Source organism: Mycobacterium malmoense (assembly GCF_019645855.1).
Lineage (GTDB): Bacteria > Actinomycetota > Actinomycetes > Mycobacteriales > Mycobacteriaceae > Mycobacterium > Mycobacterium malmoense.
In genome coordinates this window covers 3246291-3272711 of record NZ_CP080999.1, presented here as the reverse complement: position 1 = coordinate 3272711, position 26421 = coordinate 3246291, and the positions used below count along the sequence as shown (strand labels likewise).

Here is a 26421-nt window from a genome sequence, read left to right as displayed (position 1 = left end):
CCGGAGGAGGTGCTACAGCCCCTTGGGCGCATCGCGGACCGCCTGCGCCGTCGTCGCATCGCCGTCGAACTGGACTCGCGCCCGTCGCCCGACGGCGAACAGCAGCAGCTCCTCCGGAGCACCGGTCACCGTGACCGCCGGGCCGCTCCCGACGATCAGCGCCGTCTTGCCCTCGGGGGTGCGCAACGCCACCCGCGCGGGGACCTTCGCAAGCGTCAGCCGGCCCATCAGCGGCAGGATGCGGCCCAGCCTGGTGCTCAGGGCGGGCTCGAGTGCGCGCGGCTCCCAGCCCGGCTGCGCGCGGCGCACATCCTCGTGGTGGATGAACATCTCGGCGACATTGGCCAGCGGGTCCAGCAGCTTGAGCGGCGAGTAGGCCGGCGGTCCGGACGCGACCTTGTTCACCAGCTCGTTCCACTCGGTCCGCTCGGCCACCTCGTTCTGCACCTTGGCGGTGTGGGAGGCGAAGAATGGGATCAGGATGCCCGGTGCGGCGTCGGGGCGGTACTCCCGAATCATGAGGTGGGCGGCCAGGTCTCGTGTCTTCCAGCCTTCGCACAGGGTGGGTGCGTCCGGCCCGACGCCGCGCAGGGTGTCGACGAGGGCGGCACGTTCGCGTTGCGCAACAGACACCATGATCTCCCATCAGCCCAGCTCGATCATCGTTGATGCCGACCTGTTCAGGGTAGAGCCCGGCGCGATCGGCGAACGGGGAACCCGGGTGCCAGAGAACGAGTGTTCCGGGCTCGGTAAATTTGAAACGTCATGTCGTCGAATGGAGTCTCATGAACGCGGGTATCGAGCAGTTGGAGTTTCAGGCGGAGGCTCGGCAACTGCTGGATTTGATGGTGCACTCGGTCTACTCCAACAAGGATTCGTTTCTACGGGAGTTGATCTCGAACGCCTCGGACGCGCTGGACAAGCTGCGACTCGAAGCGTTCCGCAACAAGGACCTCGACCCTGATGGCACTGTCACCTCCGATCTACACATCGAGATCGAGGTGGACAAGGACGCGCGCACCCTGACGGTTCGTGACAACGGCATCGGGATGACGCGCGAGGAGGTCGTGGACCTGATCGGCACCCTGGCCAAGTCGGGCACCGCCGAGCTGCGCCGACAGTTGCGCGAGGCCCAGACCGCTAAAAGCACGGCCGCGTCGGAGGAACTGATCGGTCAGTTCGGCATCGGTTTCTACTCATGTTTCATGGTGGCCGACAAGGTTGAGCTGCTGACGCGCAAGGCCGGCGAGAGCGAAGCCACCCGGTGGGAATCCAGCGGCGAGGGCACCTACACCATCGAATCCGTCGACTCATCAGGTGGAGGGGCTCCCCAAGGCACGTCGGTCACCCTGCGTCTCAAGCCCGAAGACGCCGAGGACGAGCTGCACGATTACACGGCGGAGTGGAAGATCAGGAACCTGGTCAAGAAGTACTCCGACTTCATCGCCTGGCCCATCCGGATGGAAGTCCAGCGACACACCCCGGCCACCGAAGAAGGTGGCAAAGATACCGTCACGATCGAAACCGAGACCCTCAACTCGATGAAGGCCCTGTGGGCCCGTCCCAAAGACGAGGTGTCCGAGGAGGAGTACAAGGAGTTCTACAAGCACATCGCGCACGCCTGGGACGACCCGCTCGAGGTCATCGTGATGAAGGCCGAGGGCACCTTCGAATACCAGGCCCTGCTCTTCGTCCCGTCGCACGCCCCGATCGACCTGTTCGACTCGGACGCCAAGATCGGGCTACAGCTGTACGTCAAGCGCGTATTCATCATGGGCGACTGCGATCAGCTCATGCCCCGGTACCTGCGCTTCGTCAAGGGCGTCGTCGACGCACAAGACATGTCGCTCAACGTGTCCCGCGAAATCCTGCAGCAAGACCGACAGATCAAGGCGATCCGCCGCCGGCTGACCAAGAAGGTCCTCTCCACCATCAAGGAGCTGCAGTCCGAGCGGCCCGATGACTACCGCACCTTCTGGACCCAGTTCGGCAGGGTCGTCAAGGAGGGGTTGCTGTCGGACTTCGACAACCAGGACACGCTGCTGAGCATCTCCTCGTTCGCCTCGACGCATAGCGACGAGCAACCCACCACCCTCGCCGAGTACGTCGAGCGCATGAAGGAAGGCCAGGAGCAGATCTTCTACGCCACCGGTGAGACCCGACAGCAACTCCTGAAATCACCACACCTCGAGGCGTTCAAGGCCAAGGGTTACGAGGTGCTGCTGCTCACGGACCCGGTCGACGAGGTCTGGGTGGGCGTGGTGAGCGAATTCGACGGCAAACCGCTGCAGTCGGTGGCCAAGGGCGAGGTGGACCTGGATTCCGAGGGGGACAAGAGCGAGGCCGAGCGCGAGGAGCAACAGAAGGAGTTCGCTGACCTGCTGGCCTGGTTGAAGGAGACGTTGAGCGACCACGTCAAGGAGGTGCGGCTGTCGACCCGGCTGACCGAGTCGCCGGCATGCCTGGTCACCGACGCCTTCGGGGTCACCCCGACGCTCGCGCGCCTTTACCGTGCTTCCGGGCAGGATGTTCCGGTCGGGAAGCGGATTCTCGAACTCAACCCGAATCACCCGCTCATCACCGCCCTGCGGGAAGCGCAAAAGAAGGCGGATGACGACGCTGCGCTCGCTAGGGTCGCCCAGACCGCCGAATTACTCTACGGCACAGCGCTTCTCGCCGAAGGTGGCGCACTCGAGGATCCGGCGCGGTTCGCCGAGCTGATCGCCGACCGGTTGGCCCGCACGGTATAGGCGGTGTCATCGTCGGCTCGGTGAGCCGGCATTACACGTGATTGCTGTCCGGCCACGGGGGATAATCACGTTTCATGGCTGAGTTTCGGGTCATCGACCCACACGGCGAGGTTGTCGCGGCGAAGGAATTTGCCAGCGCCGAGGCCGCACACGCATGGTTTGTCGACTCCATCGGGAGTTCCGAGCTGGGCTGGCGGATGGAGGTCAACGACGACGGTAACTGGGCCTTCTTCGATGACACCCAAGGCTTTACCGCGCCGGTCAGCCGCCGCCCGGCATCGCGTTGATCCGCGGTCTGTGTGCGGCGAACGTGCCGAGGCTTCGCGGCCGAATTGCGCGGCGAGTGACGCCCGACACGAGGCCGCCAAGGGCTGCCGTCAGCTGTTGCGCCTGATTTTGAGCGCGGTGGTGATCATCGGAATCTGAAGTGGCAGCCGGGCCAGGGCCGCAACGCGCACCGGCCAGGGTTTCTCCCACCACAACCGAACCATGTTGACATTCGCCGGAAACACCCCGACGAACAGCAGGGCGGCCGCCAGCGCGGCTGGCCGCCGGGTGCGTCGCGGCAGCAGCAGCGCTCCGATTGATACCTCGGCCACTCCCGACGCGTAGGTGTAGAGCCGCGCGTCCCCGGGCAGTTCGGCGGGAACGATCGTGTCGAACGGTTTGGGCGCCAGGAAGTGGAGGGTGCCGGTGCCCATCAGCATCGCCGCGACTCGGTATGCGGCTGTCCGGGTCGCGTCACGTTGGGCGAGCAGCGTAGTGGTCATCGACTCATTGTGGCGCGTGCAGTGGCGGCGCGCTCATCGTTCTCGACGCCGTGGGCGTCGACCGGATTGCGCCGGTTGACGATCAGCGGATCGGCTTTGGTGAACGGGAAGTCGGGCAGGTCGTCGACGTGGGTGTCGAACGTGGCCGCCAGCACTTCCCGCGAGTAGGCGCTCGCCGAAGTGCGATACCCGATGTCACCCGGGGTGGGCTGGTCAAAGAAGATGCAGAAGTGCATCTCGGGCGCGTCGAAGACCTCGATGTGGTGCGGGTAGGCGCGCGGCACGAAGTACACATCGCCCTGCCGCAAATACCACGTGTCCAGGGTGCCGTCCGGATCCATTACGGTCATGCGGGCCGCTCCACGATTGACGTAGCCCATCTCGGCGGTAATCGGATGCCAGTGAGGTTCGCGCATACCGTCTTCGCGGATGCGCAAGGAATACATCGACAGGTCTTTGAGCGCGGGCCAATACTGCAAGCGCGCGGTCCGGGCGGAGCCCACGGCGACGCTGACGGGCGGAGTCATGGCGTCCACCGAGAACTTGTGCGGGTCGTCGAAGTACGCGGTGGCCGGCACGTCCGGTTCCTCGTGACGCGCGGCCAATGCACGGTCGGTAGTGCTGCGGCGCATCGCGGCGAAATCCGAGGCCGGCAGGTCATAGGTATTCCCCAGCACGGCGTCGGTCATCGCGCCGAAAGCCGCACCCAGCCCGAAATCCTCGGGCCGATCGTTGCGGAAGGCGATGATGAATTCGGTTGTGTCGCTGCCGATGTTTTCAATGTGATGCAGCGAACCGGAGTCGACGTGGAACATGTCTCCCGCGCGAACCACGAAAGACGAGAACCGGCTGCCGGTGTCGAGCACCGACACCAGCGCGGTGCCCGAAACGCAGTAGGTCAGCTCGTTGGCGTTGGCATGCCAGTGCGGGGTCCGCATGGCGCCCGGATTGATCAGCAGCCGCTTGATCGACATGCCCTTCAGGATCGGGAAGGTGTCTGCCGTCAATCGCCGGATCGAGCCGAGATCGGACTCTTCAACGATTTCGCCGTCGATCAGTGAGGCAGCGTGTGTGCTTGTCTGCGTGAGCATTTCGTTCTCCTTGGCAGTGATGGACCGGAGATTCGACTTTTACAATGCCGCCACCGGTGACGTCACGTCCAACACCCGTTTTGGATGTGATGATCAACGCCGTTTATGAACGCGAGCCGATGGCACGCGCGGGAAAGGTAGCCCGTCCGAAGGACGGAATGAACGGCATGATTACGTGCTCGCCAACGACCAGGCTCCGACCGTCTCATCGCGGTCGGTAAACTTAGCCCGTTACTATTGCCCATACGGTATTTGATACGATTCGCCTCGTCCGACCGGATGTCCCGCCCGTGCTGCCGACCGCAGCCATAACAGTTCGAGGTTGAGAACATGGCCACACCCGTGATCGTCGGAGCCGCCCGGACGGCGATCGGCCGCTCCTTCAAGGGCACGCTGGTCAACACGCCGCCCGAGGCGCTGATCACCACGGTGCTTCCCGAGGTGGTGCGCCGGTCGGGTGTCGACCCGTCGGCCATCGACGACATCATCTTCGCCGAATCCCATTACGGTGGCGGGGATTTGGCCCGATACGCCGCCGCCGCGACCGGTATGGAGGACATTCCCGGGCAGTCGGTGAACCGGCACTGCGCGGGGAGCCTTACCGCCATCGGCAATGCCGCAGCCCAGATCGGTTCCGGGATGGAGCGCGTGCTCATCGCCGGCGGTGTGCAGTCGCTGTCGATGACGCCGCTGATGAACCAGCGGATCCCCGGCCCCGAGCTGCAGTTCGAGGAGCGGTGGCTGCCGCCGACGCACGTCGAGGCGCCGGACGCTCCCACCAAGGACATGTCGATCACCGTCGGCTGGAACACGGCGCAGGCGGCCGGCATCACGCGCGAGGAGATGGACGCCTGGGCGGCCCGGTCGCATCAGCGCGCGATCGCGGCCATCGACGCGGGCAAGTTCCTCGACGAGATCGTCCCGCTCAAGATCACCCGGCCCGACGGTTCGGTGACCGAGTTCTCGGTCGACGAGCATCCCCGGCGCGACACCACCGTCGAGAAACTCGCCGCGCTCAAGGTGCTGCACCCCGAGATCGAGGGATTCTCGATCACGGCGGGCAACAGCAGTGGCACCAACGACGCCGCCGCGGCGGTCGCGCTCGTCGACCGCGACTACGCGCAAGCCGAAAAGCTCGACGTGATGGGCACCGTCAAGGCGTGGGCCGCGGTGGGCGTGGCACCCAGGGACACCGGTCTGGGCGCCGTCAAGGTCATCGGGAAGGTGCTGCAGCGGGCCGGGCTGTCGGTCGGCGACGTGGCGCTGTGGGAGATCAACGAGGCGTTCGCCTCCGTGCCGATCGCGGCGTGCCGGGAGTACGGCATCGACGAGGAGAAGGTGAATTTCTTCGGCAGCGGCTGCAGCCTCGGCCATCCCATCGCGGCCTCGGGCGCCCGCATGGTCACCACGTTGACCTACGAGCTGGCCCGGCGCGGCGGCGGCATCGGCGTCGCGGCGATGTGCGCGGGCGGTGGCCAGGGCGGCGCCGTCGTCATCGAGGTCTGAGCGGCGATCGCGCCGCCAGCCGGTTCAGCAGCGTGTCGCCGCCATCAGGTCTGAACGATTAGTTGCAGAACGTGTAGCCGATGAATTGGGTGTCGCGGGTGTCGGCGCCCGAGTAGTTGACGTAGTGCACCGCCGGCATTCCGTTGTACTGGGTGTTCATCTTCTGCGCGGTAGGCGGGGGGACGCCTTTGGGGAACGCCAGGATCATGTCGGCAAAGACCTTGAGGCCGGCCTGGCAGATGGCGTCGGGGCGCGGCGCCTGCGCATTCCACGCATGCACGACGACCGGATCGATGAGTTGATAGCCGGCCGCGCAATTAGGATCGCAGATCTTGAAAACGGCGGTGCCCGTCCCGTCGGCGCCCTGCGATCCCCACGATGTCCACGACATGTCTTGCAGCGCAACGGCTACGCTGGCGCATCCCAAGACGTTGAGCTTGTTTGGACGCTCGACCGGCGGGACCGACGGGTTGTAGCAACCCGGGATGGCAAAGCTCTCGGGCGGCGGGGGTGATTGGCCGGTGGACGGCGGCGCGGCGCCTTCGTGGCCCTCGACCAGCCGCACGCCCGCGAAAATAAGCCCACCGGCCAGCAGGGCAGCCACAAGGAGCACGATCAGGCGTCCCCGCGGAATGCGCCGCAACCGGCTCGCTAGTCCGACGTTGAGGTTGCCGCTCACTTTTCATAGATTCTCAGCCCGAGCGCGAAATGTCACGCCGGGGGCGGGCACCGCCGGGCGAGTCGCGGCACGGTAAATTTGGTCAACGCTACTAACAATTGGGGATTGTCACCGATGAATGATCACGCACTGGCCGCGCGTTTGGCCACCGAGGCGGGCCGGCTGTTATTGGGAGTGCGCGAGGAGTTTGCCAACGCCGACACGAGCGAGCGGAAAGCGGCGGGGGACAAGCGATCCCACGACTTTCTGCTGGAAGCTCTCACGGCCGAGCGGCCCGGCGACGCGGTGCTGTCCGAGGAGGGCGCCGACGACCCCGTTCGATTGGCCTCGGAGCGGGTGTGGATCGTCGATCCGCTCGACGGGACGCGCGAATTCTCCGAGCTCGGGCGCGACGACTGGGCGGTGCACGTCGCGCTCTGGCAGGCCGGCGAGCTCGTTGCCGGTGCGGTGGCGCTGCCGGCGCAGGGAATCACGCTAGCGACGCCTCACGTTGATGCCCCGCCCGCCGCACCGGGCAAGCCGCGCATCGTGGTCTCCCGTACCCGACCGCCCGCGATCGCGCTATCCGTCCGCGACGCGTTGGACGGCACCCTGGTGGAAATGGGTTCCGCCGGAGCCAAGGTGGCGTCGATCGTCCAGGGTTTATCCGATGTCTACGTACACGCCGGCGGCCAGTTCGAATGGGACTCGGCCGCCCCGGTGGCGGTGGCCCGGGCCGCGGGTTTGCACACTTCCCGCATCGACGGGTCCGCCTTGGCGTACAACCAACCGGACCCGAAGCTGCCGGACCTGGTGGTCTGCCGTCCCGAGCTGGCCGAAGCCGTGCTGGCCGTCACTCGGTGACACTGCCACATGGGCGAATCAGCCTTCTAACTGGCGAGAAGGCGGCGGTGGGGTATAAAACCGAAACTTCAAGCGGCGCAGTACGATCCAGCGTTACGCATCGCGCGATCCGGATCCTGGCCTGCGCGATGACACCGCGCGGCTGGACAGCCCGCCGGGCGGGTACTGGCAGCCGTGGACCAGCACCGCGAGGACATAGTTCCGGCGCTTGCGGGTGGGGGTATTCCAGACTACTGATGGTCCAAAGCCCCCAAAAGGACCCCAAAAAGGAGCGGCCCAACGATGTTGCGGATCGACACCCACCACCATGTCATCCCATCCTTCTACCGGGACGCATTGCTGAAGGCCGGGATCGATGAGGCGCGCAATCGCGGCGTGCCGGAGTGGAGCCCGGATGGGTCGTTGCAGACCATGGGCGAACTGAACGTCGCTACCGCGATACTCTCGGTGTCCACGCCGGGCACCGCGTTTGTGCCGAGCGCCGCCGATGCCACCTCGCTTGCGCGGGACATCAACGACTATCTCGCCGAACTCGTTGCGGCTCAACCCGATCGGTTCGGATTCTTTGCCACCATCCCCATGCCCCATCTGCGCGAGTCCGTCGGCGAGGTCGCCAGGTCACTCGACGAACTACACGCGGACGGGATTGTGGTGCTGGCCAACAGCGCGGGGACCTACCTTGGCCAGGACGGGCAGGACGACCTGTTCGCCGCGCTGGACGCACGTTCGGCGGTGGTGTTCATCCATCCCGCCGACCTGCCGGGCCCCGCGGTAGACGGCGTGGCACCGTTCGCCGCCGACTTCCTGCTCGATACCACCCGCGCGGCGTATCTTCTCGTCCGAAACGGCCTCTGTCACAAGTATCCGAACATCAAGTTCATCCTCAGCCACGCGGGCGGATTCGTGCCCTACGCCTCGCACCGGATGGCGGTCGCCATCATGGGCGACACCGGGCGCAGCCTGGCGGACAGCCTGGATGACTTCGCGGGCTTCTACTTCGACACCGCCTTGTCCTCCAGCGCCGCGGCGCTGCCGAGCCTGCTTGCCTTCGCCAAGCCCGGACACGTCACCTTCGGCTCCGACTGGCCCTTCGCACCCCTCGCGGCCGGCAAGTTGTTCGCCGCCGGCCTGGAAACCTACCCCGGACTCGGCCCCGACGCTCGTGCGGCGATCGAGCGCACCAATGCGCTCGCACTGTTCCCGCGCCTCGGAGCGGCGTCGCCGCCGGAGGCCGGCTCGGCGCTCGATCGGGTCCGTCACGCGGCCAGCAGGGCCGTGCTGCGCGGCATCACGCGACTGGTCAACACGCGGTGAGGTGGCCTTAGCGTAGGGCCTGCTGCCAGGACAACAAACGATCGGCCAGCTCGGGTCCGGCGTCTTCTTGGATGAAGTGGCTGGCGTTGATGCGCGCGTGCGGCTGGCCGGCCGCGCCGGGGATGTGCTTGATCAGAGGACGGTCCGCTCGCCCGAGAATGGGATCGCGTGCTCCGAAGATCGCCAGGAAGGGCTTTTCCCAGCGGCCCAGCCCGTCCCAGGCCGCCCGATTGGCCGGAATCGCCGGATCATTCGGTGCTGTTGGCACCAAATTGGGGAACGCGCGGGCCCCGGCCTGATACGTCTTGTCCGGGAAGGGCGCGTCGTAACCGGCCCGCACCTTAGGGGAAACTCTGCGGACGGTGCCGGCGGAGACTATGCGGCCGGCCGGCAAGACGGGGGAATAGCGCGCAAAGGCCCGCCACACGAAGAAGGCAGGGGACGTAGGTCGCTCCGCTGTGGGAAGGAAACCGTTCGCCACCACCAGTCGCGCGATCCGGTCACCCCGCTCGGCGGCGATGCGCAGACCGATGAGCGATCCCCAGTCCTGCGCGAACAGCGTGACGTCCTTCAGGTTGAGGCGCTCAAACCACGACGTCACCCACTCGACGTGCCGGAGGTAGGTGTAATCCTCGATCCGGCTGGGCTTGTCGGAGCGGCCGAACCCGATCAGGTCGGGCGCAAGCACCCGGTTGCCCGCGTCCGCCAGCGGCGGAATCATCGTGCGGTACAGGTAGCTCCATGTGGGCTCGCCGTGCAGCAGCACGATCGGCGGGCCATCGGCCGGACCCTCGTCGAGGAAGTGCATGCGCAGCGGCGGGGTGTCGCCCGCGGCCACGTCGAGGTAGTTCGCTACGAACGGATAGCCCTCCAGATTTTCGAATCGGGAGTCTGGGGTTCGCAGCACATCCATATTCGGCTCCTCCGGTGGGTCGGCACCCCTGCAAGCCTCTCTCCCCGGCGCGAATTCGTCCAGTGCAGATTTCATTGAGGCAGAGCACGACAGGCCACAACTTCGAAGGCATCGGCGAAACGTCGACACATTACATCGACCTCGCCACGTCGGACGTGGCACCGGCGCCCCCGAGCGCAGCTTCTTCGGCCGGCTGGGGAAGATGGCGAAGTTCGAGTTGAGCACGCTGCCATTCCTGCTGGGCATCAAGAAACCGCTGAAGGCTTCCGCGGCCTGAACCGCGGCACCGAGGGAACGTCCGCCTAGGTGAAAACGGGTCTTTCCGAACATATTTCCGCTACCGGCCCTTCAGGGCGGCGCCCATTCGCCACATGGCCTCGGCGAGGATGGCTTGCGAGGTGGCGAAGTTCAACCGCACATGCCCGGTTCCGCCGGCTCCGAAGACGTGGCCAGAACTGAGCGCGACGCGCGCGTGGTCAAGAAACCAGCGGGCCGGCCCGGACAAATCGGCCACCGCCGCAAGCCCATCGGTGACCTCGTCGTCAAAGCCGAGCCCCCGACAATCGAGCCATGCCAGGTAAGTGCCCTGCGGCCGTTGGCATTTCACTCCCGGAAGGTGTTCGTCGACCAGATTTCGCAGCAACGTTCGGTTCACGTCCAGACCGTGCAGCAGCGTGTCGAGCCAGTCGCCGCCGCTGCGGAATGCTTCCGCGTGCGCGATGACACCCAGATGGCTTGGGCCGTGGCTGACCTCCTCCGGCATCCGGCGGAGGTCAGCGGCCGCCTCCGGGCCGGCAATGGCCAACGCCGCCTTCAGCCCGGAAAGGTTCCACGCCTTCGAGGCGGACGTCAGGGCGAGGGCGTTCTCCGCGCCGGGGACGGTGAGATACGGGACGAATCGCGACCCCGACAGAATGACCGGGGCGTGAATCTCGTCCGACACCACCCGGACACCGAACCGGCGGGCCAGATCGGCGACCCCGCGTAGTTCGTCGAACGTATGCACCGACCCCGTCGGGTTGTGCGGGTTGCACAACAGGTACGCGACCCTCCCGCCCGACGCGCACGCACGGGTGAACGCATCCGCCAAGGCGTCCAAGTCGATTCGTCCGTCCACGTCAAGCGGCGCCTCGACTATTCGGCGGCCGTCGTGCGACACGAACGCGTAGAACGGGGCGTATGCCGGTGGGTTGACGACGACGGCGTCACCGCGGTCGGTGACCAGCCGCAGCATCTCGACGACACCGAGCATGACGTCGGGAACGATCGCGGTGCGGCCGACCTCCAGGTCGTGCCATTGCCAACGCCGAGAAGCGAATTCGGCGACCGCTTCGGCAAACGCGGTGCCGTAGGGATATCCGGTGTCGCCGTTGTCGATTGCCCTGTGGAGGGCGTCGGCCACCGTCGGCGCCAGGTTGACGTCCATCTCCGCGACCCAGAGCGGCAACACGTCGGCCGGGTGGGCACGCCACTTCATGCTGGTGCGGAGCCGCAGTTGTTGCAGCGTGAGTTCCTCGAGTGGGTTAGGAGACCGTTCCGACACCCACGACCACCTTCCACATCGGGACCGGCACACCACGTCCGCCGCGGGTTGCAGCCGGCTGGCATTACGTTAGCCGAAGTTTGAGCCGCGCCGGCCCGGGCCGTCCTCGTATCCACCCGGACTTGGCCAGTAGAACAAATGTTAGGTCATGGTGCTTGGCCATACCTCGAACGTGCCGCGCGCCCACCAGAAAAGCCCACCAGAAAAGAGGAGGGCATGATGTCCGGGCCGATCCGTGCCGTCGTCTGGTCCACCGGCGGAGTCGGGGCGATCGCTATCGATGCCGGCGACCGGATCTGGAACTTGTTGGCGTATGGGTTCATTCGCCCGACAAGGTCGGCAGGGACGCAGGTGAGTTGGCCGGCATTGAGCCACTGGAGGTTACGGCCACCGACGATGCCGATGCGCTGATCGCTGGCGCCGCCGTCCCCGACTACCTGCGCCTCCTGGAAGCGGGCATCAACGCCGTGTCGACGTCGTCGACGAGCCTGGTGTACCCGCCGTCGTACTTCGTCCCGGACCGGCGCGACCAACTCAAGGCGGCGGCCAAGTCCGGCGGCGGATCCTTCTAAGCCTCGGGCATCTTTCCCGGCTTCGCCTCGTTTCCACGGCCATGCGGGTGGTCAACGCGATCCCGTACGTCGTCGACGCGCGGCCGGGCCCGCTGAGCTCGCTGGACATCCCGGCAACTCTGCCGCGGCACGCGTTTGAGTAAACGTTGACGCAGATCTCGGAGGCCACGTAGCGTACTGACACAAATATTAGGTTGTCTAGGAGCTGGGTGTGTTCACGCTGCGCTTCGATATGCGCGCCCCGACCTGGGGCGCGTCCCCGGCCGCGCTGTATGCCGCCGTGCCCGAGATGTGCGCGTGGGCCGAGGATCATGGCGGCCTCGCCGGCGTCTTCTGCGAGCACCACGGATCCGACGACGGCTACCTGCCGTCGCCGTTTTTGTTGGCGTCGGCGGCGGCCGCGCGCACCCAACGTCTGGCGCTCAGCCTGATCCTGATCCTTCCGTTCTACGAACCCGTACGACTCGCCGAGGACATGGCGGTCCTCGACCTCCTCAGCGGCGGGCGGGCGTCGTACATCCTGGCCCTGGGGTACCGGCCCGAGGAATTCGAGCACTTCGGGTTGACGCTGCGGGATCGCGGCCGGCTCGCCGACGAGAAGCTCGCCCTGCTGCGCCGCCTGCTCGCCGGCGAAACCGTCGTCGAAGACGGACAACGGATCATGGTGACACCGCGCCCACGGACCGCCGGCGGGCCGGGACTGACGTGGGGCGGCGGAAGCGTGGCGGCGGCCCGGCGCGCGGGCAGATACGGCCTGGGCCTGTTGGCCAACGCCAATGTCCCCGGCATGTCGGAGGCCTACGAGGCCGCCTGCCGCGAGCACGGCCATCAGCCCGGGCCGACGATGCTTCCCGACCGTGACCACCCATCCGTTGTCTTCGTCGCCGACGACGTGGAGCAGGCCTGGTCGGAGCTGGGCGAGCATCTGCTCCATGACGCGCGAACCTATGCCGAGTGGAACCCCGGCAACCAGACATCGGCGGGTTTCTCGCACGTGACAACTGTCGCCGAGCTGCGGGACGCCGCGGCGTCACACGTGATTATTTCTGTCCCGGAAGCGATTTCGCGGGTTCGCGCCGGCCAGATCCTCAACCTGGCGCCACTGTGCGGTGGGCTGCCGCCGGACGTCGCGTGGCCCTATCTCAAGCGCGTCGGCGACGTCGTGTTGCCCGAGGCCCTGTCGCGGAGAAAGACACCACTATGACCGGGACAGGCACGGCCGAGGTCTACTACGACCCGTTCGATTTCGACATCGACGACGATCCGTACCCGATCTGGAAGCGGCTTCGTGACGACGCCCCGCTCTACCACAACGACAAGTACAACTTCTTCGCGCTCAGCCGCTACGAGGACGTCGCCCGTGAGCTGATGAACTTCGATACCTACCGGTCGGGCCGTGGCACCACCATGGACATCATCATGAGCGGCATCGACGTTCCGCCCGGGGTCATCCTCTTCGAGGACCCGCCGATCCACGATGTTCATCGCCATGTGCTCTCAAAGGTTTTCACGCCGCGGCGAATGGAGGCGATCGAGCCCCTCACGCGCGCGTTCTGTGCGCGTGCCCTTGACCCACTGGTGGGCTCGGGACGGTTCGACTTCGTCGAGGACCTCGGCGCGATGGTCCCGATGCGCACGATCGGCTACCTACTGGGCATCCCCGAAGACGACCAGGAAGCGATCCGCGACCGGGGCGGCAGTCAACTCACGCTGAAGGAGGGCACTTTTCGGGCCGTCCCGCAAGACTTTTTGGAGCACAGCCACGAGATGTTTTCCAACTACATCGACTGGCGGGTGGAGCATCCTTCCGACGATCTGATGACGCAGCTGCTCAACGCCGAGGTCGACGACGACGGAGCGACGCGGCGGCTGACCAGGTCCGAGGTGCTGCTCTACACCAGCATGATCGCCGGCGCGGGCAATGAGACGACGACCCGTCTGATCGGTTTCATCGGTCAACTGCTGGCCGAGCACCCCGACCAGCGCCGGCAGATCGTGGCCGACCCCTCGCTGATTCCGATGGCCATCGAGGAGGTCCTGCGCTACGAGACGCCGTCGCCGGTGCAGGCGCGCTATGTCGCCCGCGACGTCGAATGCCGTGGCACCATGATTTCTGAGGGCTCGATCATGTTGTTGCTCAACGGATCCGCCAACCGTGACGAGCGCAGGTATCCCGATGGGGAGAGATTCGACATCCATCGCGGCGCCACCCATCTCAGCTTCGGCCATGGGCTTCACTTCTGTCTGGGGTCGGCATTGGCGCGCATGCAGGCGCGGGTGGCGCTGGAGGAGGTCATCAAGCGTTGGCCGGAGTGGGAAGTCGACTACGCCAACGCCAGCAAGGCCCACACGTCGAGCGTGCGGGGATGGGCGAAGCTGCCGGTTATCACCGGATAAAGCGAGCTGGTTCACCCTCGAACGTCACGCCAGTGTGGCGCCCGCTTTCGAGCGTCACGCCAGCGTGACACGCGACGGCATTATGAGTCGCTTTGGTCCACCAGGACGGCGCCGTCGGGTTGGTTGCCGAGCGTTTGAAGCGCGATGTCCCCGCCCTCGGCTGTGAGGCGGACGATCTGCGCCAACTGCCCGGGGGCGTCGCACTGCACATAGTGATCGGCGCCGGGCACCACCCAGTAGCGGTTCCGGCCGGGCTTGCCCTTCAGGTAGGTCTGCCAGACATGGTTGGGAACGCGCAGGGGCGCGATGTTGTCGTGCACGCCCCACACCACCGTGGTGTTGACGGGGTTCTTGGAAAGCGCTTCCAGCCAACCGGTTTCATCCGCGGCGCGCTCGTTGAGGTATTGGATGGTGTCCGGCAGCACGCCGATTCCGTCATTGTGGGCGAAGCACTTCGCCAGCGCGGAGATCTCCGGGTCTTCCGGTGTCCGCCGGGGCATGAAGGCGCTGGCACCCAATCCGGCCGCCAGCATCTCCGGTGTGGTGGCGGCCGCCGTGCCCCGCCCGGTGGCGGGGTCGAGCAGCGCGGCCTGGAACACGGTGAGGTTGGAGAGCGGGAGGTAGATATTGCCATTCGTCAAAATGAGGTCGACGGGGGCGGCCGGCGGGTCTTGGGCCGCCAACATCTCCAGCGCGATCATGCCGACACTGCTGCCGCGATCGTGGGTGAGCATGCGATATTCGGTCAGCTTCCACACCTGGGTGATCGCGTGGACGAGCAGACGCGCGTCGTCGTATAGGGAATAGACGTGCGGCGCCGGCGGCTTGTCGGACAGCCCATAGCCGGGGAAGTCCAGCACGAACATGTCGAACTCCGATCCCAGTTCCCCGGCCAAGGCGAAATAGTCGATGCTCGACGTCGGGAAGCCGTGCACCAGCACCAGTGCGGGTGCCCCGGGCGTGCCGCAGCGGCGGCTGAACACGCTGACTTCCCGTCTATCGTTGGCGGCGGTTGTCGACCGCCACCGCAGTTCGGTCCCGCCGTTTTGCCACTCCGCGAAGATGTCCAAGCTGCCAGCATCGCAGAGGCGGTCGCGGTTGGACAACGGGTGTCCCGGTCAGGGGCAGGTCACGTGGATCCCGAACGTGACCCGGCGCGTGCCGCCTTGGCCGGGTGTCGTCGCTTGGCCCGTTCCGGTCACCGTGTAACTCGTGCCGTCCTTGGTTGCTTGGACTTGGGTCGGCGACTGGGGTGACTGATAGGGCAGCTGATACTGACCGGATCCCGCCTTGAGCGAAATAGCAAAGCCGTCGATGCTTGGCGGTTTTTCGTCCGACAGGGCCAGCGCTATCGATGCCGAATCGTCGTGAACACTGATGCGGGTGGTCAGGTCCCCCGACTCCGCCGGCGTCGCGCTCGGTTGCGCGGCCGAGTTATTGCAGTCGACTCGCGTGATCATCGTGTGCTTGTTGCCGTCCACCATGACGGTTGTGCTCGAGAAAGCCGGACTCGAACTTGGGGCGGCGGATGGCTGGCCACTCTTGCCGGAACAGGCCGACAGAGCGGTTGCCAACGCGACCACGCCGAGCGCGGCGATGGCGAGAACGAGTCGCCGCCGACCGTTCCGATTCCTCATCTCACCTCCACTGGAAAGGCCAGCAGAACTATAGGTCGTGTTCGTTTCTGGAAGGTCTCATTTCTCTGGCGCCGGGTCAAACGGCAGCGCCATGGGGTTACCTCCAGGCTTCCCAACGGACCATGGTTCGCAGCGGTCCGGCGAATACGGGCCGCACTGCGGCTGACCGCCACCGCTCCTCGACGAGGGGAGCCAGCGCGCCGGTGGTGGCGAGCGGGTCGTCGTCGAGGTAGACCACGGTGACGTATTGGTGCTGCGTTCGCCATCCCGGTGGCAGGTGGCTCCATCCGGCGCTCGAACCGAACGTCCATGCGCCGGCCGTGCCCGGTGTGGCGAGCAGCGCCGGGTAGTGTTCGGCGTGCAGCCACTGCAGCCACTCGTTGGGGCGGCCGCCGGTGGGCTCTTCGACGATCAGCAGGATGCCGCGGTGTGGCCGAAACGGCACCACTTCGGCGGAGACGAGCGCGTGCGGAGAGGACCGCCACTGCAGCAGGCGCAGGCCGGCCACTTGCAGCGACGGCCGCATGACCGGAAACCGGCCGTTCTCCCGCAACGCGCGGCCGAGTGCGACGAACTCATCGAAGGTTTCTTCGACCGGGTCACCGACCAGGTAATGCACCGCGTTGCCGACCTGTCCACGTGGTCCGTGGGCGACCAGGCGATGGTCGACGTAGTCGCCGTCCGCGATCCAGCGCAACCCGTGCACGATGCCCGGCAGTTGGTATTGCTCCGGCATGTGATCCAGCAGATGCCAACGCAGGTAACTGCCGTCGTCGTCGGCCGGGGCCGCGGCGGTGAGACTGAAAATGCCTGCCTTGACCCGGATCACGTACCCGGCCCAATCATGTCCTGATGTAGCTCCGCAAGCGCCGTCAGATTTTCCAGGTAATGCTGCAGCGAGGTGTGGGTGAAAAAGGAGCTGATGATGGTGGCGCCGTGCGCGGCGATCCCGGCGAGGGCTTCGCCGGTGCGTTCCGGCTCATTGATCGGGTCCAGCGGCTCCGACGGCGGCAGAACGACGTCGAATCCGGGCCGAAGTTCGAAGCGGCTCAACCAGTCTCGGGCCTGCTTTAGGCTCACGTTGAAGGGAGCCCAGCCGTCGGCCAGGGTTGCGGCTCGACGCAGCGACCGCGGCGTGCGCCCACCGATCCAGATGGGGACGCGATCCTGGACGGCGCACGGATCGACGACCATGCCGCCGAACGAGTAAAACTCGCCGTGGTAGGCGGGTTCCGGGACTGACAGCGAGGCGCGAAGCGCCCGCAGCGCGTCGTCGCCGCGGGGTCCGCGGTCGTCGAAGGGGGCGCCGAGGAGCTCGAACTCCTCTTTGAGGCTGCCGACGCCGACCCCGAGGATGAGCCTGCCGTTGCTGACTTTGTCCAGCGTGCCGTAGCGCTTGGCGATCTCGAGCGGGTGGTGATAGCCCAGCACCAGCACGTGGGTGGCCAACCGTATTCGTTGTGTGCGTGCGGCGAGGTAGCCGAATGTGGCCAGTGGATCCCAATAACGGGTGCCGCGGCGACCGTGCTCTGTTGCGGGCAGCGCAATGTGCTCGCTGCAGGTCAGGTGGTGATAGCCGAGCCGGTCTGCGGCTTCGGCGATCTGGGCCAGGTCCTCGATTGAGGCGTGTTTCTCCCAGCCGCCGCCGGTCTGCGGCAGCATGGTCACCACGGGTGTGGCTACCGACAGCTTCACGGGATCGGTGCTCATCCCTGCATATACCCTCCGGCGTCGACGGGGATCGATTGCGCTGTGACGGTTCGGCTCTCGTCGCTGGTGAGGAACGTCGCTGAGACTAGTGTAATGAGGACACGAACCGCTTCTACAAGCAGATCGCGGCGGATAACGCCGCGCGATTGTCGCTGAAAGGCGGGCACGGCGCACATCCCAAATACCTTGGGAAAGAAGTGAATCAAAATCGTTCAGCTATTCGGGACCGCGGCCGATCGCACGGGCCGGATCCGAACACCACTCCGACCACGACCCGGGATACAGCGCCGCTTCTCGGCCCGTCGCGGCGAGCGCCGCGATCGTGACAGCGGCGGTGACACCCGAGCCGCAGTAGACGCCCACGCGGCCGTCGTGACCGATTCCGCGGTCGAACAACAGCCGGGCGAGCGCGTGGTCGCTAAGAAACGTGCCGTCGCCCGCCAGGACGGCGGTGCTGGGAAGGTTCTTCGCGCCGGGGATGTGACCGGCGACTGGATCGAGAGGTTCGACGTCGCCGCGGAAGCGTTCCGGTGCGCGCGCATCGAGCAGGGTGACGGTGCCAGATTCCTCCGCCGTCAACGTCGGTCGGCCGCCGGCATACAAATCGTCCTGTGGCACAGTCACATTCCCGTGCTGCGGGTTGACCGGGCCGGTTTCAAGGCTACCTCCGGCCGACCGCCACGCGGACAGGCCGCCGTCCAGGATGCGCACGTTTTCGAGCCCAGCCGCGGTCAGTACCCACCACGCTCGTGCGGAGCCGGCGCGATTCCAGTCGTCATAGACCACCACCGGAACGTCCTGCCGGATTCCCCATTCGCGTGCGGCAGCCTGCAAGCGGCGGCCCGACGGCAGCGGGTGGCGGCCCCGTCCGGTGACCGAGTGATCGCTGAGTTCGTCCTCGAGTGACACATAGACCGCTCCCGGTATGTGGCCCAGCAGGTAGGCCTCACGCCCGTCGGGATCATCGACCCGCCATCGCACATCCAATACGGTCACCGGGTCGGCGGCGCGGATAAGGGCGGCCAGGTCGGTGGCCGTGACCAGCACCCGGTCGCGCGCTTCCACCGGTTTCCCTCCTCATTCGTCTATGGCGAGACTAGTCGCGCGAGCGGATATAGACGCCATCGTAATTAAGAGTGAACGGTGGGTTAAACCCCGCGGTTTCAATGGCTGGGCCATGGCGGTCGGAATTAAACTCGGTCAGAACTAAAAATGAACGGCGGGTTGAACTTTGGATTTTGGCGGCCGTACGGCGAGTGAGCTATTGACCACCGACCCGACCGCGCGCAAGGATCAATGACATTGGGCCTTGCTCCGGACCCTCGTGTTGATCCGAGGGCTTCCAGGGTCTCCGAGGGTCGTGTGAAGCTTCGAAAGTGATTGGTGCGAAATGGCAAAGAAAATACCCGCGTGCATGTTCGGTGCGCTGCTGGCGGTGATGCTGGTGCCCGGCGGCGTCGCGCGCGCCGACCAAACCGACGCGGACTTCACCGAGTACGTGGAGTCGCACGGCATCCACCTTGGTAACGCGACCCAGACCGTCAACATGGCCCACGTGATGTGCCAAGATCTCGAGTCGGGTTATTCCCAGAAGGATGAGGTCGACCAACTGACGGGTTCAAAACGTCTGAGCCAACAGCAGGCCGAGTTTTTCATCGGCGCCGCCACCGCGAGTTACTGCCCGGGCAAACACAATCCGACCAAGCCAAGCGGCAGGTGACGGCGTAGCCACCGGCCCAAAGTCCGGTCCGTCTGATCGACTCCTCCATAGCGCCACCGACCGCCGGTCTGGCATACCGACCAGTGGTCGGTATAGGCTCTTGGCGACCATGGAGGTAGAGCAATGCGCACGCCAGAGCAGCCGCAGATCCGCACACGTATGTTCGCCCGCGTGATGGGCCCGTTCCTCACAATCGTGCCCACCACGGTTGCGGTGCGTGGCTCGTACATGCAGACACTGTTTACCGAGTTCAAGGCCAATCCGATGTGGCCGTGGCTCTACGGCGCCATCCTTTTGATGGGCGGCCTTTTCATCATCGCGTTTCATCAGTACTGGCGCAGCCCCGCGGCGATCATCGTGTCGGCGGTGGGCTGGTTCTTCGCGATACGCGGGGTGCTTCTGCTGACTGTTCCCCAGGCCTACGACGCGGCCAGCAATGCCGTCTACAGCTCCCGTGCGTCCGCGGTGATATGGGTGTTGTTCGTCTGCCTTGCCTCGGCCGGGCTGTACCTGACCTATGTCGGCTGGAAGCCGGAACCTGGCACGCCGAGAGCGGTGGTGAGCCCAGCCGAGGGTCGCCCGCGTGCCACGGATAGTTAAGCACCCCGATATCCGCAGAGCGGAGCTGCTGGATCGGGCGGCGGCGCTCTTTCTGCGGCACGGATTCGACAATGTCAGCCTCAACGACATCATCGCCGACGCCGGGATCTCCAAAGGCGCCTTCTACCATTGGTTTCCGTCCAAAGATGCGCTGATAGCGGCCTTGGCCGAGCGCAGCGCGCGCGAAACGTTCGCCGGCGTCGAGGATGCCGTCGCCGCGCGCCGCGGCGACGCGCTGGCACGACTGAACGCGTTGCTGCAGGCCGGTTTTGACGTCAACGTGAAGATGGGTGGACCGGAGCAGCTGGCCGCCATGGTGTCATTGCTGCGCCCGGATAATGCCCAACTGTACGGACGAATCCTGGCTGTCGAGGAAGCGCTGTTCCGGCCTCTGCTGACGCGGCTGATATCGGAAGGGGTCGCGGCCGGCGTCTTCGACACATTCGACCCCGAGGGTGTCGCCGACATGATCTACGGTCTTGCCGCCCGCACCAACTCGAACATCCTGGATGTGTTACAGGCCGCCGACGAGTCGGGCCGTCAGCGCGCGATCGACTGTCTGATAACCAGATTCAGGCTGCACGGCCTCGCCGTCGACCGCATCCTCGGGCTGCCGGACGGCAGCGTCGCCACACCCACGCGCGCGCAGGTCGAAGCGATGGTGATGGCACTACCGCGAAACTATTAGCGCTACGCGGTTTCTTGGGATTCGCCGCGCTCGTCGCCTGAGTCGGTGAGGGCCGGGGTTCCCAACGACGCCAGCATGCCCGCCGCGGCCCGCTCCCAGGTGAAGTTTTCCGCGCGGCGCCTCGCGGAGCTGCGGCGGTGGTGTTCGGGTCGGCTGACGACCGCGCCGACCGCTCTCGCGATGGCAAAGGGGTCGTTGTCGGCCAACGCACCACTATCGGGTGTGACGATCTCGGTCAGCGCCGACGTGCGCGACACCACGGCCGGCGTTCCGCACGCCAGCGATTCCAGTGCGGCCAGCCCGAACGTCTCATGCGGCCCGGGTGCCAGCGTCACGTCGGCCGAGGCCAACAGCTGCGCGACGGTGTGCCGGTCGTTGATGAAACCGGTGAAGTCGATCGGCAGCCGCGCGGCTTGTCTTTCCAGCCTGGCCCGTAACGGGCCTTCGCCCACGACGACCAGTCGAGCGTCGACGCCGGCGTGGTACAACGCGCCGAGCGCGTCGATGCTGCGGTCGACGCGCTTTTCCACCGACAGCCGTCCGCAGTGCACCAGCAGGATCTGCTGCGGCGTGGCCCAATGCCGTCGCACCAGATACGAGTGCCGGCGCGGGTGAAAGGTCTGTAAGTCGACGCCCAGTGGGACGGTGACGGTGTTCGTCGCGCCGATCCGGTCGAATTCTTCGCGCGCGAACCCCGTGGTGCAGACCACGGTGTCGTAGTTGGCGGCGGTGCGTGCGTTGGCGAAGTCCGCGAACTTCTGCGCTGTCCGACGCGGAAGTAACTGTCCCACAAGGCGATCCAGGCGTTCATGGGAGATCATCACCGTCCGGGCACCGTATTCGCGGCCCCACCGCCCGAGCGACCGCAGCGTGAGCCGGTCGGAGACCTCCAACGCGTCGGGTTTCAGCGCTTCCAGCAGCGCTTTGACGGGTCCAGGCATCACCGCGCGGTAGCCGCCGGTAAAGGGAATCAACCTAGCGGGCAGGGTGATTCGCACCACGCCCGTGGCTAGCCTGGCGCGTTCGGCGCAGCGACCGGGGACGATCAAAAACACCTCGTGGCCGCTGGCCCAGTATTCCGCGCCCAGTCGGTCCACCGCGGTGCGAAGGCCGCCGGAGCGAGGGCCATAAAAGTTGGCGACCTGTACAACACGCATACGGTGAGGACACGCGGCGCGCGTGTGCAGTCAACGATGGGGAACCGACGCCGGCCTGAACAGTCCATGAATTCCGCAGATTGAAGGGCCGCGGCCGGCACCGCTATCCGCTCGACTCGGGCCCGAACCACCGCTGCAGGGCGGCCTGCAGCCCCGCTTCTTCGGCCGCCCCGAATGTGTCTGCCGCCCATGCGACATAGCCGTCGGGCCGAATCAGCAGCGCCGCGGCGGGCCGGTCGGCGGTGGTCGCGTTGACGACGTCGACCCGATCGGCCCACCCGCGTGCCGCATCTCCGATGTTGCCGTCGAGGTCGAGCAGGACCGGGCGTGCGTCGTGGAGCAGTTCGGCGACGCGCCGGCCATCCTCGAGGGCGAGCTCGGGCACGGGCCGTCCCGACAGGGGGTGGTCGTCACCCATCTCGTATCTCACGTCGGAGCCGGCCAGTAGCCCCGCCATGTGCTTGGTGACCTCGGGAATGGTGAGGAGCTCGCCCAGCAGCGTTCGCAACGCGGTGACTTCGCAGCCGGGCGCCACGAGCGCGAGCTGGGTCAGCGAGTGCATCATGACGCGCTCGCCCACGGGGTGGCGCTCGAATTCATAGGTATCGAGCAATCCGGCGGGCGCCCAGCCGTTGATATGGCCCGCAAGCTTCCAGCCCAGGTTCATCGCGTCCTGCAGGCCAAGGTTCAGGCCGGGGCCACCCATCGCACTGTGGACGTGGGCGGCGTCGCCGAGCAGCAGGACCCGTCCGTCGCGGTAGTGTTCCGCGTGGCGGGTGTTCTGCCCGTTGATGCGCCGAAGGGCATGTGGCCCAGGGCCTTTCGGCTCCTCGAATGGGACGTCGACGCCGAGCACCCGGCGTGCGCTCTCGCGCAGCTCGGCTAAGCTCATCGGTTTATCCTCGACCGGCGGCCCGAATTCGATGGTGCCGAACAGCGAACGGTCGGGTTCAAATTCGGCGTACACCACGAGGCCGCGATTCAGCCGGTTGTGGCCGAAGGGAATCCGGCCGAATCCGGGGACCTCGACGCTGCCGTCGGCGCGGCGGAGTTCGTCGGGGATGTGCACGTGGGCGAGCCGGCTCACCGTGTCCGACGTTGTGCCGGGGAAGTCGATGCCCACCGTCTTGCGGACCAGGCTGCGTCCGCCGTCGGCGCCCACCAGGTACCCGGTGGCGATGCGGTACTCGTTTTGCGGCGACGACACCGTCAGCGCAACGGATTCCGGCTCCCGCTCCAGGTTGACGAGCTCGTGTCCCCAGCGCACGTCCACCCCGAGATCGCGCGCCCGCTTCTCCAGCAGCCGCACCAAACGGGGTTGGGGCATGAGCATCGCGTACATCGGATTGTCGGGCACGCCTAGGAAGTTCAGCGTCATGCCGGCGAATATCCACCCGTAGGTGGGTTGGGGCGGATGGTCGTCGCCGGTGAACGCCTGGTACAGGCCACGCATGTCGAGCATCCGAACCACTTGTCCGACAAGGCCGTTGGCTTTCGGCTCCGAGCTGGGACCGGGCAGGGCATCTAGCACGACGGGCCTGATGCCGGCCAACGCGAGCTCACAGGCCAGCATCAGTCCGTTGGGCCCGGCCCCGGCGATGACGATGTCGGCTTGTCCGTCAGGCATGCTGTACCCCCTTGCGCTTGGGCTCGGGCAGGCCCGCGCTGACCGTGGCGAAGCCGGAGCGGATTAATTCGGTGATCGCCACGGGCGGATCCGCCCGCACGTAGGCCTCCGCCGCCGCGTCGCCGACGGCGCGCACGACGGCCACCACTAGCCGCGGGTACAGGTCGCGCTCGGGGTCGGTGCCGGTGCGTTCGGCGATCGCCTCGAGCCACTCGTCAAAGAGCTGCCGCGGCAACGCGTTACGGACCTGCGGGTTCATCAGCAGCTTCCGGACTTCGAGGAGCTCCTCGCGGCTGGGCGCCCGGTTTTCCTCACCGTGCACATCGCCGAAGTCTTCTTCTAGTGGTTCGAGAACGGCGCGCGCGATCGACGTCCACAGCGGCTCGTCGACCGGGCGTTGCCGCAGCGCGGCGACGCTGCGGCGCAGGCGTTCCGTCTGCCGGTAGGCGAGGGCCTCGTACTTGCCGCCGAAGTAGTTGTTGAAGGTGCGCAGCGACACCCCGGCCAAACTCGCGATGTCCTCGCGCGTCACGTTGTCCAGCCCGCGTTCGAACGCGAGGTTCAATGCGGCGTCGCTGAGCGCACGCCGGGTATCGGCTTTCTTGCGCTCGCGCAGCCCGGGCGTTTGGTCGGTCATGGGAATCAACGTACCAGAAGATCTTGCACAGTGTGTAAAATTGCCTACCGAGAAATTTCCCGGGAGGGACCTCAGCCGCTGTCGGCGGGGTCGAGGAGTTGCACTTCCTCCAGGTCCATTTCGGCTTGCAGCTCGCGGAGCACGATGTCGTCGATGAGGTTTTGGTTTCGCAGCGCGGTGATTTCGCGGCGCTTGTGTTCCAGCACACCCAGGCGCACCCGTCGAACCAGGTCCTTGCGCTCGGCCAGGCGGCTGTCCGTCGAACCGTCTTCGGTGGCCCGTACCAATTCGGCCTTTTCCTCGTATTCCTTTTGCAGCCGCCGTAGCAGGTCCTCGCTGATGCCGACTTCGGCGCCAACCACCGGCAAAGCGTCGAGAGCGGCTTGACTACCCCGGCGACGGGCCAGCTCCAATTCTTGGGCGTAGGCAACGTCGTCGGGCATCCGGGCCCAGCGAACGACGGCGGGCAGCGTGCTTCCCTGGACCAGGACGGTGACCAGAATGACGAAGGTCACGATGAAGATGAGCAGGCTGCGGTCCGGGAATGGCGCGCCGCTGAGCGTGGTCGCCGGGACGGCCAGCGCCGCGGCAAGCGATACGGCTCCGCGGAATCCTGCCCAGACGGTGACGAAACGCTGACGCCAGCCGACGCGACGGGCGCGCTGCACCTCGCGACGGTCGATGAGGCGAAGCAGCAGGGTGGTGATTTCCCCCCAGAAGATCCGAGACACGATCACGACACCGGTGACGGCGAGGGCGATGTAGGCAGCGTGGCGAAGTCCGCCGCCCACGCCGGATATGCCGCGCAGCGCGCCCGGGATCTGAACCCCGACGAACACCCACAACGAGCCGTTGATCAGGAACGTCGCCATGTCCCAGAACGCGTAGGCCTCCAGGCGGGAACGAGCCCGAATCACCACCGGCCCGGAGTACGCGAGCACCAAAGCCGACACCATGACCGCGACCACACCGCTGCAGTCCATTGCCTGGGCCAGCAAGAACGCCGCGAACGGCGTCAGCAGGCTCAGGGCCCCCTCCTCTTGCGGCGCGTCGATTCGTTTTCGCACGAGGGTCGCCAATCCGCCGACAAGCAGCCCGGCGGCGATACCGCCAAGGTAGGACCCGACAAACCGGGCCGCCACGTCGGCCGGGCTGATCGCGGACCCGCCTACCGCGACGTGGACGCTGACGACGAACAGCACCAGCGCGGTGCCGTCGTTGATGAGGCTCTCGGCTTTCAGCACGGTGAGCGACCGGCGTGGCAACTTCTTCGCCAGGCCGGCGACGGCGGCGGCGTCGGTGGGGGAGAGCACGGCTCCGAGGACCCCCGCCGCGTGCGGTTCCAGGCCCAGCGCCCGCGCCGTCCACGACACCGCCACCGCGGTGGCAATCACCAGGGCAACGCTGAGAAAAACGATGATGCGCAGGTTCTTGCGGATCTCGCGGAAGCTGACGTTCAGGCCCTCCCAATAGAGGATCGCCGGGAGGAACAGCAGCAGCACCAGCTCGCCATTGATCCGCACATGACCGAACTGAGGGATCAGGCCCAGCAACGCGCCCAGCAGAATGAGCAGCACCGGCGGACCCACGCGATAGCGCCGGCCGATGACCGTCCCCACGATGACGGTAGAGACCAGCGCAACGATGACGACGAGGCCAAACACCTGCCCATCCTGCCGGACCTGCTCGGGTTTGCGCGGCGTGGGGTTTGGGTAACGCGGCTGCTCGTGCTTGGGCCCGCAATCGGGTGCCTCGCTGAGAGTCGGTCGATTATCCTGCAGCGGCTACGTTTGCGGGAGGTGTTGAAAGGGTGTTCTGGTGAGGCTCAGGGTGGTCGCAGTCGCCGTGCTCGTTGCATCGACGGTCGTGGGCTGCGCCTTTCCGTCCAGGAACCCGCCGACGAGCAAGACCCTCCAGGTCCCCATGAGTCGCGTGCTGAAGCAGAGCGTCATCACGCAGAACGCGACGCTGGCCGTCGGCAACACGCTGACGGTGAAGCTGGGCTCGAATTACTCCACGCCGTACCGGTGGATGGCCAACATGAAGATCGGCGATTCGACGATCGTGAGGCAGAACAGTCACGAGTTTGTGCAGCCAACCTCCGATGCCCTGGGCGCGCCCGGCACCGAGGTGTGGACGTTCACGGCTCTGAAGCCCGGGACGACGACGATCACCACCTCGTACGCCAGCATCGTGGGCAAGGACACCAAACCGGTGTGCACGTATACGGCCAACGTGACGGTGCAGTGACCGTGGCGGTCGTCGTC

26 protein-coding genes and 2 pseudogenes are annotated in these 26421 nt (G+C 66.1%); 13 read left to right on the top strand and 15 right to left on the bottom strand.

The features are described 5' to 3' along the window. Positions 1–12: 12 nt before the first annotated feature. Positions 13–633, bottom strand: a complete 621-nt coding sequence (locus K3U93_RS15195) for a TIGR03085 family metal-binding protein (RefSeq protein WP_083011326.1) — start codon at positions 631–633, stop codon at positions 13–15. 152 nt (positions 634–785) lie between these two features. Here K3U93_RS15195 and htpG point away from each other — a divergent pair, with 152 nt between their 5' ends. Then, positions 786–2750: a molecular chaperone HtpG gene (htpG, locus tag K3U93_RS15190; protein WP_083011260.1), complete on the top strand. Its 1965-nt coding sequence runs from the start codon at positions 786–788 to the stop codon at positions 2748–2750. Positions 2751–2824: 74 nt separating this feature from the next. After that, on the top strand, positions 2825–3037 hold the full coding sequence (locus K3U93_RS15185) for a hypothetical protein (RefSeq protein ID WP_083011261.1): 213 nt from the start codon (positions 2825–2827) through the stop codon (positions 3035–3037). A gap of 90 nt (positions 3038–3127) precedes the next feature. On the opposite strand, the gene K3U93_RS15180 is transcribed toward K3U93_RS15185, so the two are convergent. Together K3U93_RS15180 and K3U93_RS15175 are read right to left on the bottom strand one after the other, a co-directional pair. Continuing rightward, positions 3128–3520: a DoxX family protein gene (locus K3U93_RS15180; RefSeq protein WP_083011262.1), complete on the bottom strand. Its 393-nt coding sequence runs from the start codon at positions 3518–3520 to the stop codon at positions 3128–3130. Beyond that, positions 3517–4611: a cupin domain-containing protein gene (locus K3U93_RS15175; protein ID WP_083011263.1), complete on the bottom strand. Its 1095-nt coding sequence runs from the start codon at positions 4609–4611 to the stop codon at positions 3517–3519. The genes K3U93_RS15180 and K3U93_RS15175 overlap by 4 nt, the downstream gene beginning before the upstream one ends. A gap of 330 nt (positions 4612–4941) precedes the next feature. Here K3U93_RS15175 and K3U93_RS15170 point away from each other — a divergent pair, with 330 nt between their 5' ends. After that, on the top strand, positions 4942–6117 hold the full coding sequence (locus K3U93_RS15170) for a thiolase family protein (RefSeq protein WP_083011264.1): 1176 nt from the start codon (positions 4942–4944) through the stop codon (positions 6115–6117). A 58-nt stretch (positions 6118–6175) separates the two neighbouring features. On the opposite strand, the gene K3U93_RS15165 is transcribed toward K3U93_RS15170, so the two are convergent. Continuing rightward, the gene (locus tag K3U93_RS15165; protein ID WP_139797085.1) at positions 6176–6733 is read right to left on the bottom strand and encodes a hypothetical protein; all 558 of its coding nucleotides are present in this window, start codon (positions 6731–6733) and stop codon (positions 6176–6178) included. Positions 6734–6910: 177 nt separating this feature from the next. On the opposite strand from K3U93_RS15165, the gene K3U93_RS15160 reads away from it, so the two are divergent. Beyond that, on the top strand, positions 6911–7639 hold the full coding sequence (locus K3U93_RS15160; protein WP_083011265.1) for a 3'(2'),5'-bisphosphate nucleotidase CysQ: 729 nt from the start codon (positions 6911–6913) through the stop codon (positions 7637–7639). 282 nt (positions 7640–7921) lie between these two features. Then, entirely contained in the window at positions 7922–8953 is a 1032-nt protein-coding gene (locus K3U93_RS15155) for an amidohydrolase family protein (protein ID WP_083011266.1), read from the top strand. 7 nt (positions 8954–8960) lie between these two features. Here the strand turns inward: K3U93_RS15155 and K3U93_RS15150 are convergent, their stop codons facing one another. After that, positions 8961–9866, bottom strand: coding sequence for a haloalkane dehalogenase (locus tag K3U93_RS15150; RefSeq protein ID WP_083011267.1), 906 nt, complete (start codon positions 9864–9866; stop codon positions 8961–8963). Positions 9867–9961: 95 nt separating this feature from the next. Between K3U93_RS15150 and K3U93_RS25500 the strand changes: the two are divergent. Next, positions 9962–10172, top strand: a pseudogene (locus K3U93_RS25500) (DUF2652 domain-containing protein); the annotation flags it as partial. A gap of 31 nt (positions 10173–10203) precedes the next feature. Here K3U93_RS25500 and K3U93_RS15145 read toward each other — a convergent pair. Continuing rightward, positions 10204–11343 carry a MalY/PatB family protein gene (locus K3U93_RS15145; RefSeq protein WP_083011268.1) on the bottom strand — a complete coding sequence of 380 codons (1140 nt, stop codon included), beginning with the start codon at positions 11341–11343 and terminating at the stop codon, positions 10204–10206. A gap of 285 nt (positions 11344–11628) precedes the next feature. Here K3U93_RS15145 and K3U93_RS15140 point away from each other — a divergent pair. From K3U93_RS15140 to K3U93_RS15130, 3 genes and pseudogenes are all read left to right on the top strand, one after another. Beyond that, positions 11629–12059, top strand: a pseudogene (locus K3U93_RS15140) (dihydrodipicolinate reductase); the annotation flags it as partial. Between the two features lie 133 nt (positions 12060–12192). Then, a complete protein-coding gene (locus K3U93_RS15135; RefSeq protein WP_083011269.1) occupies positions 12193–13185 on the top strand; it encodes an LLM class flavin-dependent oxidoreductase in 993 nt (330 codons plus the stop codon). Beyond that, complete coding sequence (locus tag K3U93_RS15130) at positions 13182–14378, top strand: cytochrome P450 (RefSeq protein WP_083011270.1); 1197 nt, start codon at positions 13182–13184, stop codon at positions 14376–14378. Before K3U93_RS15135 ends, K3U93_RS15130 begins: the two co-directional genes overlap by 4 nt. 80 nt (positions 14379–14458) lie before the next feature. Here the strand turns inward: K3U93_RS15130 and K3U93_RS15125 are convergent, their stop codons facing one another. The 5 genes from K3U93_RS15125 to K3U93_RS15105 form a co-directional block, all read right to left on the bottom strand. Next, positions 14459–15448, bottom strand: coding sequence for an alpha/beta fold hydrolase (locus K3U93_RS15125; protein WP_083011271.1), 990 nt, complete (start codon positions 15446–15448; stop codon positions 14459–14461). Positions 15449–15496: 48 nt separating this feature from the next. Then, on the bottom strand, positions 15497–16015 hold the full coding sequence (locus K3U93_RS15120; RefSeq protein ID WP_083011272.1) for a lipoprotein LpqH: 519 nt from the start codon (positions 16013–16015) through the stop codon (positions 15497–15499). Positions 16016–16112: 97 nt separating this feature from the next. Continuing rightward, a complete protein-coding gene (locus K3U93_RS15115) occupies positions 16113–16841 on the bottom strand; it encodes a hypothetical protein (protein WP_071512011.1) in 729 nt (242 codons plus the stop codon). Further along, positions 16841–17725 carry an LLM class F420-dependent oxidoreductase gene (locus K3U93_RS15110; RefSeq protein ID WP_083011273.1) on the bottom strand — a complete coding sequence of 295 codons (885 nt, stop codon included), beginning with the start codon at positions 17723–17725 and terminating at the stop codon, positions 16841–16843. Before K3U93_RS15110 ends, K3U93_RS15115 begins: the two co-directional genes overlap by 1 nt. Before the next feature lie 216 nt (positions 17726–17941). Next, positions 17942–18790 carry a sulfurtransferase gene (locus tag K3U93_RS15105; RefSeq protein WP_083011274.1) on the bottom strand — a complete coding sequence of 283 codons (849 nt, stop codon included), beginning with the start codon at positions 18788–18790 and terminating at the stop codon, positions 17942–17944. Positions 18791–19115: 325 nt separating this feature from the next. On the opposite strand from K3U93_RS15105, the gene K3U93_RS15100 reads away from it, so the two are divergent. The 3 genes from K3U93_RS15100 (at position 19116) to K3U93_RS15090 (ending at position 20733) form a co-directional block, all read left to right on the top strand. Further along, positions 19116–19445: a DUF732 domain-containing protein gene (locus K3U93_RS15100; protein WP_083011275.1), complete on the top strand. Its 330-nt coding sequence runs from the start codon at positions 19116–19118 to the stop codon at positions 19443–19445. 123 nt (positions 19446–19568) lie between these two features. Beyond that, the gene (locus K3U93_RS15095; RefSeq protein ID WP_083011328.1) at positions 19569–20045 is read left to right on the top strand and encodes a hypothetical protein; all 477 of its coding nucleotides are present in this window, start codon (positions 19569–19571) and stop codon (positions 20043–20045) included. After that, positions 20029–20733: a TetR/AcrR family transcriptional regulator gene (locus K3U93_RS15090; RefSeq protein WP_083011276.1), complete on the top strand. Its 705-nt coding sequence runs from the start codon at positions 20029–20031 to the stop codon at positions 20731–20733. Before K3U93_RS15095 ends, K3U93_RS15090 begins: the two co-directional genes overlap by 17 nt. Before the next feature lie 2 nt (positions 20734–20735). Here the strand turns inward: K3U93_RS15090 and K3U93_RS15085 are convergent, their stop codons facing one another. The 4 genes from K3U93_RS15085 to K3U93_RS15070 form a co-directional block, all read right to left on the bottom strand. Beyond that, positions 20736–21890: a glycosyltransferase gene (locus K3U93_RS15085; RefSeq protein WP_083011277.1), complete on the bottom strand. Its 1155-nt coding sequence runs from the start codon at positions 21888–21890 to the stop codon at positions 20736–20738. A gap of 103 nt (positions 21891–21993) precedes the next feature. Beyond that, positions 21994–23517 carry an FAD-dependent monooxygenase gene (locus tag K3U93_RS15080; RefSeq protein WP_083011278.1) on the bottom strand — a complete coding sequence of 508 codons (1524 nt, stop codon included), beginning with the start codon at positions 23515–23517 and terminating at the stop codon, positions 21994–21996. Continuing rightward, positions 23510–24154, bottom strand: coding sequence for a TetR/AcrR family transcriptional regulator (locus K3U93_RS15075; protein WP_083011279.1), 645 nt, complete (start codon positions 24152–24154; stop codon positions 23510–23512). Before K3U93_RS15075 ends, K3U93_RS15080 begins: the two co-directional genes overlap by 8 nt. 71 nt (positions 24155–24225) lie before the next feature. Further along, complete coding sequence (locus K3U93_RS15070; protein ID WP_083011280.1) at positions 24226–25818, bottom strand: Na+/H+ antiporter; 1593 nt, start codon at positions 25816–25818, stop codon at positions 24226–24228. Positions 25819–25972: 154 nt separating this feature from the next. Between K3U93_RS15070 and K3U93_RS15065 the strand changes: the two genes are divergently transcribed. Beyond that, positions 25973–26404 carry a protease inhibitor I42 family protein gene (locus tag K3U93_RS15065; RefSeq protein WP_083011281.1) on the top strand — a complete coding sequence of 144 codons (432 nt, stop codon included), beginning with the start codon at positions 25973–25975 and terminating at the stop codon, positions 26402–26404. The last annotated feature ends 17 nt before the right edge of the window (positions 26405–26421 follow it).

Excerpts from the sequence above, each read along its gene's own strand:
- K3U93_RS15145 (WP_083011268.1), bottom strand. The coding sequence starts at position 11,343 with ATGAAGTGGCGTGCCCACCCGGCCGACGTGTTGCCGCTCTGGGTCGCG.
- K3U93_RS15175 (WP_083011263.1), bottom strand. The coding sequence starts at position 4,611 with ATGCTCACGCAGACAAGCACACACGCTGCCTCACTGATCGACGGCGAA.
- htpG (WP_083011260.1), top strand. The coding sequence starts at position 786 with ATGAACGCGGGTATCGAGCAGTTGGAGTTTCAGGCGGAGGCTCGGCAA.
- K3U93_RS15100 (WP_083011275.1), top strand. The coding sequence starts at position 19,116 with ATGGCAAAGAAAATACCCGCGTGCATGTTCGGTGCGCTGCTGGCGGTG.
- K3U93_RS15095 (WP_083011328.1), top strand. The coding sequence starts at position 19,569 with ATGCGCACGCCAGAGCAGCCGCAGATCCGCACACGTATGTTCGCCCGC.
- K3U93_RS15085 (WP_083011277.1), bottom strand. The coding sequence starts at position 21,890 with ATGCGTGTTGTACAGGTCGCCAACTTTTATGGCCCTCGCTCCGGCGGC.
- K3U93_RS15170 (WP_083011264.1), top strand. The coding sequence starts at position 4,942 with ATGGCCACACCCGTGATCGTCGGAGCCGCCCGGACGGCGATCGGCCGC.
- K3U93_RS15180 (WP_083011262.1), bottom strand. The coding sequence starts at position 3,520 with ATGACCACTACGCTGCTCGCCCAACGTGACGCGACCCGGACAGCCGCA.
- K3U93_RS15080 (WP_083011278.1), bottom strand. The coding sequence starts at position 23,517 with ATGCCTGACGGACAAGCCGACATCGTCATCGCCGGGGCCGGGCCCAAC.
- K3U93_RS15150 (WP_083011267.1), bottom strand. The coding sequence starts at position 9,866 with ATGGATGTGCTGCGAACCCCAGACTCCCGATTCGAAAATCTGGAGGGC.
- K3U93_RS15075 (WP_083011279.1), bottom strand. The coding sequence starts at position 24,154 with ATGACCGACCAAACGCCCGGGCTGCGCGAGCGCAAGAAAGCCGATACC.
- K3U93_RS15120 (WP_083011272.1), bottom strand. The coding sequence starts at position 16,015 with ATGAGGAATCGGAACGGTCGGCGGCGACTCGTTCTCGCCATCGCCGCG.
- K3U93_RS15110 (WP_083011273.1), bottom strand. The coding sequence starts at position 17,725 with ATGAGCACCGATCCCGTGAAGCTGTCGGTAGCCACACCCGTGGTGACC.
- K3U93_RS15160 (WP_083011265.1), top strand. The coding sequence starts at position 6,911 with ATGAATGATCACGCACTGGCCGCGCGTTTGGCCACCGAGGCGGGCCGG.
- K3U93_RS15130 (WP_083011270.1), top strand. The coding sequence starts at position 13,182 with ATGACCGGGACAGGCACGGCCGAGGTCTACTACGACCCGTTCGATTTC.
- K3U93_RS15155 (WP_083011266.1), top strand. The coding sequence starts at position 7,922 with ATGTTGCGGATCGACACCCACCACCATGTCATCCCATCCTTCTACCGG.
- K3U93_RS15185 (WP_083011261.1), top strand. The coding sequence starts at position 2,825 with ATGGCTGAGTTTCGGGTCATCGACCCACACGGCGAGGTTGTCGCGGCG.